This window comes from Streptomyces sp. NPDC007084, from assembly GCF_040703595.1.
Taxonomy (GTDB): Bacteria; Actinomycetota; Actinomycetes; order Streptomycetales; family Streptomycetaceae; genus Streptomyces.
In genome coordinates, this window is the sequence record NZ_JBEYFY010000028.1 from 5,667 (window position 1) to 25,381 (window position 19,715).

Genomic DNA, 19,715 nt, shown 5'->3' on the forward strand with positions numbered 1-19,715 from the left:
ATGGGACTGCAGCACCTCGACTGGCCGGACGACGCCCGGCGGCTTGCCTTCGCCCTGCTGGGGGAGATCCCTCTGCAGGCGGACGGGCGGAAGTCGGATGCTGTCGCCGAGACCTTCGGTGACACGGCGGACAAGATCGACGAGTTCCGGGACCTGCTCCAGCGGATTCTCCCCATGGCTCGGAACGCTCTGCCTCCGCAGGTGCTGCAGAACTATGAGGCCGCGATGTCCCAGCTCATGGGAGTGGGCGCGGCCGACAACCTGTCGGATCTGTCCCGTCAGATGAGAGATATCCAGTCCGGGCAGTACCAGCAGTCCCAGAGCATCATGGAGTCGAACTACCAGCTCATCATGGAGTTCGTGATCCTGGCGCTGGAGCTGGCGGCGATCGCGGCCATGTCCTTCCTCGCGCCGTATCTCACGGCCCTTGAGGGCTACTTGGCCAAGATGCGTACGGTCATGCAGGTTGCCACGATCATCGACACGATCGCACGGCGTTCGCATCTGATGCCGTCGCTGACGGAGGCACTCGAAGAGGCTTTCACGACGCTGGCGACGCGGCTCTTGATGATGACGAACTCGGGCCCCCTCAAGCCGGGGGGAGTCGACTGGAAGGACGTGGGGGAGAGCGCGTTCGGGGGCGCGGTGATGGGTGGTCTCATCCATCTGTTCAGCGGCGCGTTCCAGAACCTCTTCAAGAACACCTTCGACAGCAACAAGTGGGCGCGGCCCACGTTCGAGGTGTTCAACGCCTTCGTCGCCGAGGGTTTCGGCGAGGCCATCGGAGAGGGGATCACCCAGGCGGTCCTGCGCGGAGACTGGAAGTTCTCCTGGCAGACGATGTACGGGGCCGGCACGAGCAGTGTGGTGACCCTGGGGCTCTTCGCGGGGGCGAGCGCGTCCTTCGAGAAGTTCAAGGATCTCACCGGCATGTTCTCCACCGTCCGTACGGCGGTGAACACGGTGGACACCACCACCCCCGGCTCTGCCGACGATCACCACCTCAACACCACGCGGAAGCTGGTCGAGCCGCCGCCGCACAAGACCGCGACCGGGGCCGCCCCGATCACGACCTCGTCGGCAACCCTCAACACCCGGCCCGTACGCACGAATCCGGCAACACCGCGCGAGGCCACATCGCCCCTTCTCGAGCCGCCCGTCGTCCCGCTCGCTCCCCTGCTTCCGGTCAACTCCGCGCCTCCGGCGAGCGGTCCCGTCCCGACCACGAACACCGGCGGTCCGAAAGGCACGGTCCCGGACCTGCTGGAGGGCCTCACCACGCGGCCGTCCGCCCATGGCCTCCTCCCACTTCTCCCGCCGCCCGGCGCCACGCCGGGGACCTCACAGGGAATGCCTTCGGGAGCGACATCCGCACGGCCGGACGACGTTGCCGCGCCCCTGACCGACCCGCGCCCCGGCGATCCTCTCCGGGACGCGCTGCCCGGCGAGGCCCCCCTGGCGCCCTCCGCCACTTCACCCCTGCCGCCCATAGGCCGGCCCGGTACCTCGTCCACCTCCCAGCTCGACCTTCCTTCCTCCCCCTCGCCGCTCCAGCCCCCCGGCACTGATCCACTAACGGGTGCCAACCCGCTCCCCGGCACCACCCCGCTCACTGGCACCAACTCGCCCGTCGGGTCAGAGGAGTTCGGCCGGCAGGGCACCCTCGGCGGCGACCCGTTCGAGCCGGGCGCCGCGGCCCCCGCAGACGCGTTCCTCGGCGGGCCGTCGGCCATCCCCGCAGGCGGCGCTTCCGCCCCGGGCGCGACGCCGCAGCCGTCCGGTGCCCCGCACCCGGGCGGGACCCAGAATCCGAGCGGCACTCCCGTCCCGGGGGGCGCCTCCCAGCCGGCCGGCGCCTCCCACCCGAACACGGGCCAGCACTCCCCCTCCTTGGACCAGCAGCCCGGCCAGGACGGTGTGCATGCCCCTGGCGAGGGAGAGTCCGCCGGTACCGCCGGTGAGACGTGGCAGAACATAGCCCGGCAGGTGGCCGGCCCTGGCGCGAGCCCCGAGACCGTGGAACGGCTGACCCACGCCGTCGGGATCGTGGACGGTCTGCGGGGCGGGACGGCACCCGGATCCGCCCCGTCGGCGGCGACGCCGGTCTCGCAGGCCGACATCGACGCGGTCGCCCGGCGCGTTCAGCACCTCGCGCCGGACGCGGAGGTCTCCGGCCGGAACCGCGCAGACGCCCTCGACACCGTGCTGAAGGCCGCGGACGCCGGGCGGGCCACGAGCGTCTCCTCGATCGCCGCCTACGAACTGCAGCGGCAGGGAGCCCTTTCGCCCGCGACCAGTCTGCAGGTGGAGTCGGGCGGTATGACCGCGGGCCGCAACTGGACGGGGCAGCACATCGGAGCCGTCGACACCGCACGGGTGAGCGTTCTGGCCCCGGACGGGGAACAGGGCCTGGCCGCCCACGGCACGGAAGCGGCACCGTGGGCCCCCGACCCGGCGCGGCCGGCCGCGGTCGCCCCTTATGTGCTCGTCGCCGACGGCGACCGCGATCATGTGCTGGTCACCACCGCGGACGGCGTCCGCCACCGGGTGCCGGCGCAAGAAGCCGCCGAACTCGTCGCGCACGATCCGGCGCGCCACCCGCGGGCCCCGGTCGTCGTCGTGATCCCGCACGCCCGCGCGTCGCAGGACGAGCCGGGCCCCTTCGTCACTGCACTGTACGAGGCTCTTAGCGCGGAGGCGGGCGTCCCCTCCCGGCCCGGTGCTTCGGCCGCGGAGTGGGGCGCGCCGGCGCCGGCCGGCTGGGCGAGCGCCGGGAACGTGGCTCTGGTGCCGACGGGCAACCCCTACCGGCCCTGGCGCATCGCGCGTATCGCCGACCCCGCCGCGGGCCCGGGGGAGCACGGCGGATTCCAGCCCCTGACGAGCGGGCGTGCCGAACCCGCGCCCGACGCCCCCCGCGTACCGACCACCGGCCGTACCGACGTCTCCCGCCCAGAGGCGGAGGCGGAGGCGTCCGGGGAGAGTCCGGAGGCGTCCGAGGAGCGGGTGCTGCCCGCCGCCGCCCTGCCTACGACGAGCGGTCAGGCGGAGCCGGAGCCGCGAGGCATCGAGCCGGTCGCTCGGTCTCTGACACAGTCGTCGACGGGAGAGTCCGAAACCGGCGACGTCGAAGGGGACGTCTGGGACACCGCGTCGCGGACCCTGCCGGACTCGGACGCCGACCTCAGCGACCTCACCGACCTCTCAGACGTCTCCGCGGACGACAGCGACGCGGAGGAGTCCCGTACGGACGACGGCTCGGCGCCGCTGCTCGGCGAGAAGGGACCCGGCAGTGGCCGGGCCGGCCTCTTCACACGCGGCGGTCCGCCCCGTCGCCGCCCGCATCGGGGCAGCGCCCTGCTGCGGCAGACAGGTTCGGCAGCGTCACCCGCGGTCCCGCCCCGGCCCCGGCCGTCAGACGATGCGGCGCCGCCCTCTCGCGCCGACGTCGAAGCCGAGTTGCTGAACCGGCTCGGTGACGCGCACCGGGAACGGCCCGATCACGAGACCCGGGTCGAGACGCTGGCCGCCCTGGTGGATCTGGCGAGACGCGACCGCTTCCTGCACGTCGACCCGCTGTCGGCCGGCGCGCTTGTCCGCAGGGTGCTCGTCCCGCCTCCCGGCGGCCGGATCACCCCGGCGCAGATCAGCGAGCTGCTCGACTTCGCGGGACGGTCCGGGGCGGCGGACCGGCAGAGCCTCGCCGAACTCGCGGCCACCTACCTGGCGTCGCGGGGGGTCTTCGACGCGGACAGCCTGATGCTCGGCGAGGACGGCGCCACGGCCGTCGGGCGCGACTGGACTGCCACACGGCCGACGCGACTCGACCTCACCGAGGTGGAGACACGCGAACTCGGTGCCGATGGCAGGGCCGTCGGCACCACATCCCGGCCCGCACCCTGGGTGCGCGACCGGAAAGCCCGCGAGCCGTTCGCCGTGGTGCTCTCGGGCCGGGACGGTGTGGTGCCCATCCGGGTGGACGACAGCCCGCGCCCTGTGCCCTGGGACGTCTTCGTCGAACTGGCCGCCTTGGACCCGGCATTGACCGCCCGTCCGGAGAAGAGCGGGCTCGTCGTCCTCGCCCCGTCGGGAGCTCTGCCGCACGAGGGCTACTCCGCCCTTTCGGACCGCAGGGGAGAACCGGCCTGGTACACCGACGCCGCACTCCAGGTCGAGGGATCCGGTGACACCCCGCGCCGGATCGTCCTCACCGCGCGGAGGGACGAGCCGGAACCCCGCTTCGTCCCCGCCCGCACCGGACTGTCCACACCCTTCGATCCGGCCCTCTCGCCGGCCGACGAACAGTTCCTCGTCCATCCGGTGCACGACATGGACGGGCGGCTGCTGGGGGACGCCTCGCACACCGTGCAGGACATGCCGGCGCGCGACGGCGATCTGCGGCACATGGGCCGCAGCAGGACGATCGTCCACTTCGACCCGGCCGGCCGGCGGGTCGGCCCCCCGCACGCCCTGCCCGGCTGGAACGAGGAGACGTACATCTGGTCCTCCCACGCCCGTCCGGGCGGGGCCCAGCTCGTCACCCGGTCCGGAGCGAGCGCGTGGCTCACACCGAAGGCGTTCGCCGGCTTCCTCGCGCGGCGCGGCGCTGTGCGCGCGCTGCCGAAGGACGGCCGCATCCTGCTGAACAAGTGCTTCGCCCTGACGCCGGCGAGCGACGTGCGAGGTGTGCGCAACTACCCCCGCGCCGGCGGTCCGCTCCCGTTCGTCGCCGACCCGCTCGGCACCGTCTCCCTGGCCCAGCACGTGAGCAACGGAACGCGACGGCGTACCGCGGCCTCCGAGGGGGTCTTCGGCACCGCGCCCGTCCTGGACCCGGCGACCGGGCAGGACACGTACCGCTGGGGCTCCGTCACCGACGCCCAGGGCCGGCCGGCCCGCTTCGAGGACCGGCTGCCCGAGCCGCTTGCCGAGGACGTGGACCGGCTCGCCGTCGAGTCCGCGCTCTACCAAGGGCCCGGCCCTGTCCCCGAGGAGAGCAGGGACACCGTTCTCCGGCTGGTGCGGGCCCTCAGACTGGCCCTCGGGCACGACATCGACAGCGACCCGGGGTACGCCCGTCTCTTCCAGGGCATGGCCGCCCTGGAGCGGATGCGCCGGGCCGACGACACGCTGAGCCCCCTCGGCCCGTTCACCCTGGACCTGTTCCAGTCGGCGGCGCGTGCCCACGGCGGGCTGGACGCGGCGCAGCACATTCCCCGGGCGGTGTACGAACGTCTCCTGGACGCAGCGCTCGAACAGCTGGGCGAGCGAGCCCTGACCGACTGGGTCGCCATGCCGCACGCCGCCGCCGTGGCGCGCGACCTGTCGGCGCTGACCGGCGCCGAACTCGCCGCACGCGCCCGGACGGTCCTGCGCCTGGGCCCCGACGAGCCGGTGGGCCCCGCGGAACGGTCCCGGCTGCTGTGGGCCCTGACCAAGGCCGAGCAGTGGCAGGCGCCGGACTCCGACCCCGACGGGTTCGCACGCGCCGTCCTGCACCTGCCGGGCGACACGCGCGTGAGCCCGGACGATCTGCGCGTCTTCCTCGCGCAGGCGGCGGCCGTCGGACGGGACCTCACCGACCGGGTGACGCTCGGCGCCTTCCACCTCGAAGTCCTCGGCGCCTTCGACGACGCCCGCACCGCGGCCACGAACGGCGCCGGAGCCGTCGCGGGCCGCATCTGGTCGACCACCGCGGCGCCAGGGCCGTGGCTGCTGCCCGACGGCACCTTCGTCGCCGTGGAGCGGGACGGCCGCAGGACACTGAGGCCCGTCCCGTGGCCCGCCGGTATGGGGAGTTACCTCCACATGCTGGACCACGCCGGCGCCGATGACGTCACCCTCACCCTGCCGGGCGGGAAACTCACGGTGCCGCGGGCCGAATTCCTCGAACTGCTCGCGCACGACCCCGCCCTGGACGCTTACGGCGACGGCCTCGTCACCGCCCTGTTGTTCGCGGACGGCCCACACCCTCCGTTCCTGGAGCACGTCCGGGAGCTGGGCCGCGCCGTACGGCAGGCCACGCTCACCGGGATCCTGGCGGTCGCCGGACCCGCCTGGCTCACCCAGGACACGCGGGGCCGCACCTACCTCGCCTGGCACGCAGGCACCCCGCTGCTGGCCGCCACGAGCCCCCTTGCCACGGCGGCGTCCGGCGCCCCGCGGACCCAGTCCGGGGTTCCGGACACCGGCCGGACGCCCGCCGCCGACGCGGTCGGTGAACGCGCCGTGCTGCCGGACGGCGAGGAGCCGGACCTTTCCCCCGTCCTCCGGTTCGCCCCGGCGGGAACCTCGTCCTCGTTCTCCCTCAAAGTCGATCGCTCCTTCCGCTGGGAAAGCCTCGAAGGCCTCGACGAACTGGACCTCCAGACAGGGGCCGCGACCGAGATCGACGTGTCCCGGCTGCGCCCCGAGCCGGTCGTCACGCGGCCCCGGCGCGTCCACCGCTCCGACAAGCGGCCTCCGCGGACCATCTTCGAACAGGGCTTCGCCGTCCGTGACCCGGAGCGGATCGACCTGTACGACTACGTGCAGTTCGGGACGGCTGACACGGCGGCCTACGGGTTCGTGAGCGCTTCCTTCTCGTTGGACTGGGCCCTTGACCGGCGCGGTACCGACGCCTACGTCTACGAGATCGTCGACAAGCCCGGCATCGACGTCGCCGAGACATTCGGCAGCCGGTCCCACCTTCCGAACGAGTTCGCGGAGGAGGAGATCGCCTACCCCGGCGGTGTGGCACGCGAGTACATCCGGGGGGCCTGGCAGATCGTCGGCGCACGGGACGCGGGATCCTCAGCCGGCCTCGCGGTCCACTGGATACCCAACCCCCACTTCGCCGGGAACACGGCCGCCACGGCGAACGGCGCCGACCTGTCCGTCGAGCGGCCCGCGAGGCCGCGGACCCGTCGGCCGGTTACACCGGGTGACGCGCTGACCGCCTTCGGCATGGCCAGGCGGGACTACGCCAGATTCCGCAAGTTCTCCCGCACGAACAACCTGCGCTTCGCGGTGCGGCCGGACGGCCCCGAGACGTCCCGCCGGCTGCCGGAAGGGGCCGTCTCCCGGCCGCGGGAGATCACGGCGGAGGCGATCAACCCGTACGACGTGCACCTCGGCGCGCCCGCGGACAAGGTCGGACTCGTCGGCTACTTCGCTCCCACGATGCCCCGGCCCGAGACCGTCGCGCCGGACGGCGATCCGGAGCTGTGGGCCAAGGTGGCCGAGCGTTTCGAGCAGCGCGGCGAGGAGTACCGGCGGCTGCGCGAGGACATGGAGCGGCTGGCGGCGCTGGGCACGTACGTGGTCGAGGACGGCGTCGTCCACCAGGTCGTGGGGGGAGAGCGCCGCCCCATCGCGGGCGATCAGGACGTCTTCCTCATCCGGGGTGTCCGTGGCGACTCGGTGCGCGACGACGAGCAGGGCGGCCTCGTCGACTCCCTGCGGTCGGCGGGCCTGAGCGTCACCCCCCTGACGTGGAAGCCGCGGACCGAAGCCGGACCGGAGACCTTCAACCGCGTCCGGAGCACTCACCCCCACAACGATGGCCGGCCGCTGCTGGAGTTCCGGCCGGACCTGGACCTGGCGGCCGAGACGTGGGCGGACGACGAGAGTGCTGCCCCCTCGCCCCTGTTCCCGGCCTCGCGAACCGGCGATCCGCTTGCCGTACGTGAGCTGCCCGGCCCCGCTCCGCTCACCCCGCGCGGCGGCGGCGCGAACACGGCGTGGTGGCAGGCCCGCGCCGACACCCCCGCCGTGGAACGCGAGTTCGCCTCGATGAACCCGGTGGTCTGGGGAGTCTCACGCCGTGACCCGGGCAGACTCGCACCCGTCGTGACGGCCGGCGCGTACGCGGTGCGGCGCTTCCGGGCCGGCGATGTCACCTTCGTGGACCTGGAGATCCGGGTCCGGCTCACGCCGGAAGGAGACGTCGACGCCGGGGAACTGGACGTCGTGTGGGACCGGATCAGCAAGGGCGTCGAAAGGCGGTTCACCGAACCCGGCCACCGCTTGCCCGACCCGGAAGCCCCCGACAGGTACACGGCCTTGGAGGTCCTGTCGGTCACCCCTGTCCGCGTGACGGACGCCGACGCCGCGCACCTCACGATGTCCGTGTTCCGCCAGCCCGTCGACGGCCCCCGGCAGCCGCAGTCACAGCACCGCCTCGCCACGGACGTCACGGAGGACGAGGCCGCCCACGAGGTCGGCGGCCACGGCACGGGCATGGTGGACGCCCTGCGCGTTGACGACGAGACCCCCCGGGTGTCCCTCACCGCCGACGGCACACCCGTCGCGGTCGGACAGGGCGCGCTGGTCGCGGGACGGGAACTGCGGGCCGTCGTGCAGCGCGACACCCTGCCCCGGACGCCCGGCACGCTCATGGGCGCCCTGGACGCCCCGGTCGAACTCGCCGCGATGGCCGCCGAGGTGGCCGCGCGGGGACCGGTACAGCGGCTGGCGGCCGGCTATCTGGCCGACCACGGCATCAGGGACCGGGACCTGCGCCGGCTCTCCGCCCAGCTCGGACCGCGCGAGCAGCTCGGCGGCCCGGCGACGGGAACCGCCCGGCCCGGCAACCGGTTCGCGCGGGAGGGGGCCGACCCGATGGCCCCCGGCCGCGACGAGCAGCGTCCCTCCGACGAACAGCTCGACCAGCTGGCACGGGACGCGGGAATGCACGCCGCCGACGGTCTCGCGCCCGACTACGTGCGCAACAAGGCCCATGTTGTGATGCGCGCCCTGCGGGAACTGGCGGGCGGCGACGTCCACAACAACCCGCTTTTCCGTGACTTGCTGGCCGGACTGGGTGCGATCGACCGGATGCTGATCCTCGACGAGAACCTGAGGGACCTCGTCCCGTTGTCCGCCCGGCTCGTGGATCACATGCTGCTCAGCACCCCCGGACGGGTCCCGGGACCCGTCCGGGGGCAGGAACGAGTCGACCTGATCCTGCGCGCCGGCCAGGCGTGGCGTGCGCAGCCCGTGCCGCTCCGGCAGTTCGTCGCTCTGCCCGAGGTGGACCAGGCTCTGCGGATGATCCGTCAGGAGAACATGGGCCCTCTGGAGGTTCAGCTCCGCACAGTGCTGCCTCAAGTGGACGACGACGCCGTGGAGAATCTGCTGTGGGCCACCGTCGCGATCGGCGACACGGTGCGCGCCTTGTGGGCGGATCCCACCCGCCATGCGCGGACCGCCGGCATCCTCCACCTCCCGGGGGCTCCACAGAGGGTGAGCCACGCGCACGTCGTCGCCGTGTTCAACGTGATGCGTGCCGCCGCCGCCCGGGGACTTGACCACACCAACGACGCGGTCCTGGCGGCAACCCACCTGGTGCTGAGCGGCGCCTTCGAGCCCGCCACCCAGATGACCGGCACCGACGGGGCCATCGGGGGCCGCAACTGGCTGGATCCGGCGATCACCGGCGCGACGCTGAACCTGTCCGAGATCTTCCTCACGACAGGATCCGCCCACTCTTCCTACGGCACCGCCGCGCCCTGGACGATCCTGCCCCGCCCGGTGCGCTGGCTGCTTGCCGGGCTCACCGACGACGGTGAGTCCGTCAAGTTGGCTTTGCCACGGCTGACCGCCACCGTGGGCCGCGCGGAGTTCGCCGAGCTGCTGCGCTTGCTGCCGGCGGAGCCTGGGGTGGAGGTTGTCCTGGGCCTCATGAACGCCGGGACTGCGCCCGTAATGGGGCTGCGTAACACCATCGTGAGTGCGCTGCGCCGTGCTGTGTGGACGAGCACGGGGGGCCTGGGGGCCACGGCCGGCCCGAACGGCTCGATCAGCCTCCACCTTGTCCGCCCGTCCGCCGCCGCCCCGACGCCGTCCTTCGTACGGACGGCGCCTTCTGCGGCCATGGTGCTGGCTGACACCCGAGCTTCGGACGGAAGCATCGGGCGGCCCGGCCTCCGGCCTCCGGAAGGAAGGAGGATCGCCGTGCTGGGGCGGCAGAAGATCGTCGGGATATCGAACCTCCATGCCCAGATCATCCAGCTTGCCCTGCTCATCCGGTTGAGGCCGGAGGCATCCGAAGAGGAACTGCGTGCGGCCATGGGTGTTTGGCGGGGACGGTTCGCCCAGCTGAAGACCCAGCTGGAAAAGGCGCTCCCGGGGACGCTGCTGAATCCCGGGAGCGGTGCCGCCGGATTTGCCCGCCTGCCGGCCAACGCGTGGATCGACTGGTTCTGGTATGCCGAACTCGTTGCCATCGGGGAGGAGACCGGTTCTTCTGAGGTGCTGAACACGGCCAGGAACGTGGTGTTCGGAGCCCCCTTCGACGGGGCCCCTCCGGCCTGGAGCATGGACCTCTACCGAACGATGATCGACACCATGGAGCGGGACGTCTCCATGGCCGTTGACTGGACCTTGGTGGAAGGCACCGCCGAGGCGACCAACCGGGCCTACCGCGCCGTGATGGGAGCCCTGCAGACCCTGCCGAACTCTCCCGTACTGGTGTCGTTGGCGCGCCGGGTCTCGTACGCGTCCGGCAGGCGTCTGGAAGCGCTGGACGCCATACGCGAGCACGTGCCGACTATCTCCGTACTCGGCCCTGTCAAGGTGACCGGCGTCACCGATCGCGAGCTCGTCCAGGCCGCGCTGCTGCTGCGCTTCCGCCCGGACACCACCGAGGACGAGGCCGTCGCTCTGCTGGGCGGCAGCTACGGGGAGCGTCCAGAACTCTACGAGAACGACATCAAGAGGCTCGCCCGGGCCTTCCACATCGGCGATCGGGGTCGCAGCCGTGTGGTCCTGACGGCGGACGGCCCGGTCATCGCGGCCGACGTGAAGGATGACTGGACCGACTTCCGCCTCCTTCTCGACAACGCCTTGTTGATCGGCCCTGGGGCTGTCGCCGACCTGGAGTACGCCCTGCGCCTGGTCCAGGGTCGGCCGTTCGGCGGTCAGCCGCCGGGCTGGGCGCGCCGGCTGAACGCGGAGATCACGGCCGCCATCACCCGTGCGGCGCTGACCATCGCCGAGTGGCGTCTTGCCGAGAACGCCCAGGACAGCCACCGGAGGGCCTACGAAGCCTTGACCCACGCCCTGGAGGCGGTCCCGGACTCTGCCGAGCTGCGCGGTCGCCTCGCCGAGCTGAACGGGGAAAGCCGGTCGCCGCTCGGTCCGGTCGTTCCCCAGGGAGACCGTCCCGTACCGGAGATCTCCCTGCTGGGAGCCCCATCGGTAGCCGGGGACACCCAGGCGGATGTGGCGCTGCTGGCCGCCTACCTCTATTTCAACCCGGGGTCCTCGGCCGCCGCCATGCGAGAGGCGGTGGCTTTCCACACTCCCGGCGTGGGCACCAGGACCTGGACGGATGAGGACTTCCAGCAGCACCTGGACGCCTTGAGGCATGCCGTCGGCGCGCACAACGTCCACGCACGGATGCAGGACGGTCAGGAGGTCTACGACCTCGCGCCCCATATCCTCACGGACTGGGACCGATTCGAAGAGCTCTCCCTGGCGGGATTCGCCAAGGGAGCCGACGGTCTACCCGACCTCGAAGCGGCGCTGGATCTCGTGCGCGGTCGCCCGTTCGGCCAACGCCGCAGCCTCTGGTGGGCCACGAACCTCCAGGGGATGATGACCAAGCGGATCGCTGCCGTCGAGGAAAGGACGCGCGAGCTTCGGCTGGCAGTCGGCCGCGAGGTCATCGATCGCCTGGCCCTGAGATGGCTGTCGCAGGACTGGACGACCTCAGCCGGGCCGTCGGGGACTGCCGGGCCGTCGGGGACTCGGCCGAGTGCCCCGGCGGGGATAGCCGGCCTGGACACCGGGCCGGATCCGCTGTACGAAGCCAACAGCGACCACACGCAACACCTCGGTGTCCTGCGGGAGCTCCTGAGCGTCGAGCCCCGCGAGCATCCTCATTTCCTGGATCTGCGCAAGGGACTTGAGGCCATCCGCAACATGCTTGGACTCGACCATGAGCTGGCGGCGTTCGCGCACCTGACACCCCAGCTGGTGGACCACATGGTGCGCACCGCGCTCCACCGGGCTTCTCTGGTTCCGGTGACCGAAGACGAGCGCGTGGAGTTTCTCCGACGCGCCGGACAGGCCGCGGCCGAGCAACTCGTCCCGCTGCGCACCTTCCTCCCCATGCCGGACGTGGACGCGGCGCTGCAGTTGCTGAACCAGACCGAACGGTTCGGCTCCATCGAGGAACAGATCAGGGCCGTGCATGCGGATTCCGACCGGGAATCACCCCGCGACGCGCTGTTGTGGTCAAGCGTCCGCGTCTGGTCGTGGTGGTCGGCGTTCCGCCGCGTCCCCGAACGGCCAAGGCGGGCCGCCGCCATCCTGCACGACGCCGCCGTCCTGACCGAGGCGAGCGGCACGCACATGGTGGCGCTGTTCAACGTCGCACGAGCCGCGGCGATTCGGGGGTTCGACCTCTCCGACGACACCGTCTTGGCCGCCACCCACCTGGAACTTGCCGGGGCCTTCGGTGCCGCCGCCGCGGTCCACGACTCGACCGGCCACCGGATCGGGTTCGACTGGACGGAGGCGCATGGGGCTCCGCGTCCGTCTGTGGACATGGCGCAGATGTACGTCGACGGCTCCCCCGTCCCGGCGGAAGAGGGCGAGCCGATACGCCTGGGCCTGGTGCAGGCTCCCTGGGCCGGAGGGACGCGACCCGTGCGGCTGCTCCTGGCGCGGATGGGCGTCGACAGCGCGTCGGTTCTGATGAGTCTGCCGAATCTGACGGCCACGGTGCCGCACGCGGAACTGGCCGAGTTGCTGCGGCGGGTGCCGCTCGACCCCGGCATGGTCGTGGCTTTGGGCCTGCTGGATCCCTACCGCGGGGTGTCGTCCGACATGCGGACGACCCTGACGGACGCTCTCCGGATGGGGGTGTGGACGAACAACGGCGCGCTGACCGTGGACCACCTGCCGGACGGAACGAGACGTCTGCGGGTACTGTCCGCGCTGGGAGATCCGGCTCTGTCACTGCCGTTCGTGTTCACCCCTCCCAACCGTGAGTTGGTCTTCGAGGGCCCACTCGTCCCGTCGACCCCCCCTCTGGGCGTTTTCGGGCCGTCACACTTCGCTGACAGGCTGTCGGGCCTGGAATGCGATCTGCTGGCCTTCCTGTGGTTCCGGCCCGGGGCAACAGCGCAGCAGGCGCTTCCCGCGCTGGGTGGAGAGACTTTGCACGACCTGCTGCAGGCTCGCCGTACGATCCAGCGGGCGCTCGGTATCCCGGTATCGCACAACAGGCGCCTGTACTACGAGAGTGTTCTCTCGCTTGACTTCCCCGCCGACCTCTGGGACGAGTGGACGCGGTTCCGGGAGCTGAGCACCGCGGGCCGACGGACGGGATCGGCTGCTCTCGCCGAGGCGGCGCTGAGCCTCGTCCAGGGCGTTCCGTTCTTGTCCCGGCCCCGCCCCTGGGCCGTGGGCCTCTACCAGGAGATGCTCGACGCGGTGGAGAGCACCGTGCTCGACGCCGTCGAACTGCGCTTGGCGGAGGGCCGACCGGAGAGCCTGGAGCAGGCGTACACGAGTCTGGTGACCGGGTTGCGGACCCTGCCGCTTTCCCCGAAGCTCCTGCGGGCGGCACAGCGCGTCGCGGTGCTGACAGAGGGTGCTTTCGATCCTCTTCGGTACCTCATGGAGAACGTGCCGGGCATCTCGATCCTCGGAACCGTCAACGTCACGACGTTGCAGCGAAGTGAGCTCACCGATCTCGCCGTCGCCCTGCGCTTCGGTACGCACCTGCCGGAAGACGCGCTGAGCGTCCACCTGGGCCTCGAGGGCATCACCATGTTGCGGGAATGGAGCGAGAGACTCACCACGGGATTCGCCGCGGGGCAGGGATTTGTCGAGTCATCCAAAATGAGATGGCATTTCTCGCCGCAGGTCTGGGACGACTGGACGCTGTTCCAGATGCTGGCCGCCGAGGCGGTCAGCAAGGGTCCCGCCGCGGCGGGGGACCTGGAGCGCGCGCTCGGTCTGTTCACCGGCCCACCCTTCGGCGGGCGCCCGCCGGCATGGGCACCCGAGATGTACCAGCAGATCCTCGAGTCGGTCGCCGAAGCAGCCTGGACACTTGCCCAATGGCGGCTCGCCGAGAACGGCGGCGCCGACCGGCTGGACACCGTGGCGCACCTGGTCAGGAAACTGCTGGCCTTGCTGCCCCACCATGCCGGACTGCAGACGCAGTGGCGCAGGATCGTCACGGAAGCACCGAGGAACGCGTTCCGGCTCTCTCTGCTCGGGCCCCCCGTCGTAACGGGTCGGGACGCGGTGGACAGCAGAGCCGCCCTGCTGCTCGCCTATCTCGCTGTTCGCCCAGAGGCATCCGAAGAGGAGATCAGGCACAACGCCTCACACGAGAGCGAGCCGTGGACACGGGAGCAGTTCCAGACCAGCGTCGCCTTCCTCGACTCGCACCAAGCCCTGGCGGTGACCCGTACGCCGGACGGCACGACGTACAGCATCTCGCCGGTGGTCGCGCGCGACTGGGAGGAATTCGAGGTTCATGCCGCTGCCGGGTTGAGCCGGGGGGCGGAGGGCGTGCCCGAGCTGCTGCGCGCGCTGGGGCTGGTCAGGGGCGCGCCCCTGAGCGGGGGCAGGACAGCGGGCCATCCGCTGGTGGCGGAGCTCCGGCAGCGCCTCGTAGCGCGGATCAGCGAAGTGACCGACCGGCTTGGCGAGCTGGGGTGGAGCCCGACGCAGGGCGTGCGCCTCGGCATGAACGCGGCCGGACCTTCCGTGGCGGGACCGTCGTCCGCGCTGTCATTTCCGGGTCCTGCCGGGAGCATCGAGGACGACTCCGACGGGCCGGAGATCTTCAATGAGCCGGAAGTCGCGGACGAGCAGGGGCCCGCCACCGCGCCGCAGCCCGCGGATGGGCAGGAGGACTTCACCTTGGGGATGCTGGGGCCGCTCAGCGTGACCGGGAGGAAGGGCAAGAACAGCGGCCCCGCCCTGTTGCTCGCGTATCTGGTGGCTGAGCCCGGTGCCTCCGAGCCGGACATCCGGAAGAACGCCGACCACCGCGGCAAAATGTGGGAGATGCCTCTCTTCCGCCGGTACGTCGCCTTCCTGCAAAGGCATGAGGCTCTGAGGGTGGAGCACACCCCAGACGGTGATCGGTACCGCATCTCGGCGCCGGTCCGGTTGGACTGGATGGAGTTCGAGGACTTGGTCGTAACCGGGCTGAGCCGCGGTGCGGATGGTGTCCCCGACTTGGTGCGGGCGCTGCGCATGGTCCGTGGCAAGCCGCAGATTGCCACCGGCCCGGCCGCCCACCCCACGTTGGTCGATCTGCAGCGGAATTTGATCGAGCGGATCACCGAAGTGGGCCACGCGCTGGACGGCTTCCGGCGCCAGCACCCCCGCCCGGAGGAGATCGAGAGCCCGCGGGCCCTTCTCCCTTGGCTGGCGGACGAGTTCGAAGGCGCGGCGCCATCCCCCCACCGGGGAGAGGACGCGCCATCCCTCCACCAGGGAGAGGACGCCGTTAGCGGTGTCAGTATGACTGAGGCGCAGCCGCTCACACTCAGCCTGCTGGGGCGTCCTACGGTGAACTGGCCCGAGTTCTACACCAATACTGCCCGCACACTCGCTTATCTGGCGGTCCATCCCGATTCCTCCGCGGAGGAGATCGCGGCCAACACCAGTGTCTGGGGCGCGCAGCGGTCGGTGGAAAGGGTTACGGCCATTTTGGAGGCCGCGTCGGAGCATCGGGTTGTGCGGGTGGTGCAAACGCCGGGCGGTACCCGGTACAGCCTCTCGCCTCTGGTCCGGCGTGACTGGGAAGAGTTCGAGGCTTACGCTGCGGCCGGGCTGGGCCGCGGTGCGGATGGTGTGCCCGACTTGGTGCGGGCCCTGCGCATGATCCGTGGTAGGCCTTTGGCCGGAATAACCCTGGTGAAACGCCCGTGGGTCAGCGAGCTGCGAGGGCGGCTCGAGGCGCGGATCGCCGAGGTCGCCGACCGGCTGCGTGAGGTGCGGCGCCAGCACGCCGAGCCACATCTGATCGAACGACCCGAAGACCTCATCCCCTGGTTGGGCGGAGCGCTCGAACCGGATCCCGCCCAACCAGGGGTGCCCGAACGGGATCCGGATGACCAGCCGACGGCGCGGCGTAAGGAAGTTTTCCTGCTGTATCTGCTCGGCCCCATCAAAATAGACGGTTCGTCCGAATGGCGGATGAACCAGCTCGCCGCAAGGCTCTATCTCGAACCCGGGATGACCTACAAGGACTTGGCGGCCGACCTCTACCGTCGAAGGAACCAGTCTGCCGCCATGGCGCGTCACGCCGTCGGTCGCCTGAAGGTCCGGCTGGCCGCGGCATTTCCTGCCGGTTCCTTCTTTGCGGAACATCCGTCGGACAACGACAAGGCGCCCACGCTCTCCGTGCCTACGGACTGGGAATACTTCGTGACTCAGTCCGAAGCCGCCCTGGGCCGCGGTGAGGACGGGGTCCCGGAGCTGGAACGTCTGCTCACCCTGGTCCAGGGCCCACCGATGGGCCCCAATCCTCCTGCTTGGGCGATCCCGCACCGGAACCAGATGCTGGACCGGATCACCCGCGTCGCGCACACCGTCGTACGGGCTCACCTGGAGTCCGGAGACCCGGCTCGGGTGCAGGCCGCGTGGGACCGGGCTCAGTGGATGCTCGGCCTGCGTGCCTCCGCCGTCGTTCTGCGTGACCTGAGGGATGTGGCAGTGCCGTTGCTCGGCGATACCGGAGAGCGCTACGTCGCGGCGACGGCACGGGGCCTGCTCGATTCCTTCTCGGGTCAGGAGCGGAACGACGTCCTCGCACTGCTCCACCCCTGGCGCGGCTATGTCACGCCGCCTCTCTCGACGCAAGTGCGCATCCTCGGCGGGAGAAGGCCGGACGAAGAGGAGGGGGAGCAGACCGCTGTGCTGCATCGCATGGCCGAGTATCTGGCCTTCCACCCCTCCGCGACGCGTGAGTCCCTCATCGACGACGTCCCCGGTCTGACGGCCGAGACGCTCGACGCCGCGCGCGCCGCGCTGCGGCGTCTGTATGGCGACGGCCCGGACGGCGCCCCCCTGTTTCCGGCCGACGTCGGCGATCAGGATGCCGACGAGCACCGCTCCGTCATCTCGCGGTGGGTCACGATCGACTGGATGCGCTTCAACACTCTGGTGGACGAGGCCCTCGACCAGCCCACGCCGTTCTTCGACTCGCTTCTGGACGCTGTCACCCTGGTGAGGGACATACCCTTCGGTATCGACCCGCCGGCCTGGGCCGCCCCCCTGCAGACGCAGATGCTCGAGCGTATCGTCGCCGCCACCCACCAGCTCGCGCTGGCACACGGCAATGACCCCCGCAAGGTTCAGGCGGCGTGGGACGCTGTCGCCGGCATACTGCTCCTGGTGCCCCAGGCGGCCGTCCTCCAGCAGGACCTGGCCGAACTCGACACCATCCTCGGCCAAGCCGCGCAGGGGCCGTCCGCCCCCTCCGCCAGTGCGTACGAGGAGGAGGGAGCCGAGCCGTACGCTCCGGCCGGCTCGGCCGGAGTCGCGGCCGCCTCCGTTGCCGTACCGGGGCCCGCTCCCCAAGGGCCGGCGTCGACCGGATCTCTCTTCGCGGCCGGACTCGGCACCCGGGACGCCGGCTGGTGGGCGGCGCGGGCCCTGGCCGAGGCCCGCGAGATCGACCAGCCCCGCCTCAACCCCGCCGTGTTCGCCACCGCCGGGGACGGCAGTGCCCAGCCGATCGTCACCCGCGCCCGGCTGACCGCGCGCCGCTTCACCTATCAGAACGTCCGTTACCTCGACCTGGAGGTGCGCACCCATGTCACCGCCGGCTCCGGCGCGGACCCCGAGCAGACGCGGCGCCACTTCGACGACCTGCTGCGCGGTGTGGACGCGATCTGGAACCGGCCCGGATTCCGCACCCCCAGCGGGGACACCGTCACCGCGACCCCGGTGTGGGCCACCCGGGCCGCGAACGCCCACTGGACGCCGCGCTCCCTGCCGACGACCACCGCCGACGGCACACCCGTCACGCTGTCACAGTGGCCCGCCGACATCTCCGTCCTCGACCTGGTCCACGAGTTCACCCACCGGCTCGGCCTGCCGGACGAGTTCCGGCTGGACGAGACCAGCGCGACGCGGACCATCCCCGGCCCCGGGGGAACCCGTACGGTCGCCGACCGTGACGCGGGCCTCGCGCATGTGCCGGGCAGTATTACGGGCGAGTATGGACGGGTGGCCGACGACACCGCCAGCGACGCGGTTCCCGGCGCGATGGACGAGACCACCGGCGCGGGCGTCGGCCGTTCCTTCGGGATCCGCGCCCGCCACCTGCAGCTCCTCGACGCCTACACCGCCCATGTCCCCGCCGCGCCGGCCCCGGCCGGCGCCCCGGGAGCGCCGGCGGCGGACTCCCGCGCCGAAGGAAGCCCGGCGGCGCGGCGGAACGGCTCGGCCCGGGTCTCGAACGCGCACGCCCTCCTGCTGCCTCCCGGCCGGCCCGGCGACCCCGCCTGGGCCACACCGTGGACCGGCGAGCGGGACCCGGCCGCGGCCGGGAGCGAGGAGGCCGCGTGGGCCCGGCTCACCGCCGTCGCCCGCTCCGCGACGGGCACTCGGCGCCGGGGTACGACCCCGGCCGGCCAACTGGCCCGGGCCGCCCGTCAGGTTCTCGGGCTCGCCCCCGGCGTGCCGCTGACCGCGGCCCACCGGGACGCTCTGCTGCGTACCGCCGCCCGCCACCGTGACGCCACCACCCTCGCCTCCTTCACCGCGCGCCATCTCGCCGACTGTGGTGTCTTCGGCGAGCACAGCGCCCTGCGGTCCGCCGACGGAACGGTTGTGGGACGCGACTGGACCGGCCTGCCCCTGACCGACCTGGAGCTGAGTGGCCGCGACGGCGACCGGGTCTTCCCGTTCATCGCGGACGGCGATGGACACCGCCTGTGGGTACGGGACGCGCGGGGGCATCTGTACCCGGTCACGGCGGAAGCCTACGACGAACTGGTCCTCCTCGACCCGGATCGGGCCGCCGACGTGCCCTTCATCCTGTTCACCACGGCAGCGCGAGCCGTCGACCGGGCAGTCCACCTGATCGTCACCGGCACCGGGCGCGCCAGTTGGACACCGGCCGGCACGGTCGCCCTCGGCACGGCTTCCCTCGCCGTGCGCCCCGACGGCACCCTCGCGCCGGCCCAGGCCCCGACGCCGGGATCCTCGCGGCGGACCCGGCCGGGGCAGGTGCTGCCCGGCGGCGCCCCGCTCGCGTGGAAGAGCCCGCCGTCGGCACGCACGGGTGCGGAGAACAGGGAGAGCGCCATCCCCCTCGGTCCGGGAACGGCCACGGCCTGGGACGCGCCGATCGGCTCGCGCTTCCGGTCCCCGCTGCCGGGCCGGGCCGGGCACAACACCGTCCCGGCGGCCGAACTCGCCACTCGTGCACTGCGGTTGTCCCTCCCGGGAGAACGGCGTGCGCCGCTCTCACTCGCCGTCGGCCCGCGCAGCTTCCTGGCCCGGCCCGACACCGCCCCGTCGGCCTCCCGGCCGGTGCTGCTGACGTCCGGCGGGGACGGAACGCCGGCGACGGGGCTGCACATCGCGGACCAGGCGCGCCCCACGTTCGTAACCGACCCGCTGGCCGACATCGCGCCCGCGCAGCGCCTCGCCACACTGACTCAGCGTGCCGTCCTGGCCCCTCAGGGAACGCTGTCGCCGGCGGAGGAGAGCGGCACCCCCGCACCGGAGCCGAGCGTCGC

Annotated in this window: 1 protein-coding gene (only partly in view); it reads left to right on the top strand. The window is 71.8% G+C overall.

The features are described from left to right. Nucleotides 1-19,715, top strand: the 5' portion of a protein-coding gene (locus AB0912_RS22270) for a lonely Cys domain-containing protein (protein WP_366702355.1). 39,586 nt of this gene lie beyond the right edge of the window; only the first 19,715 of its 59,301 coding nucleotides appear in the window; its start codon is at nt 1-3; its stop codon lies beyond the right edge, outside the window.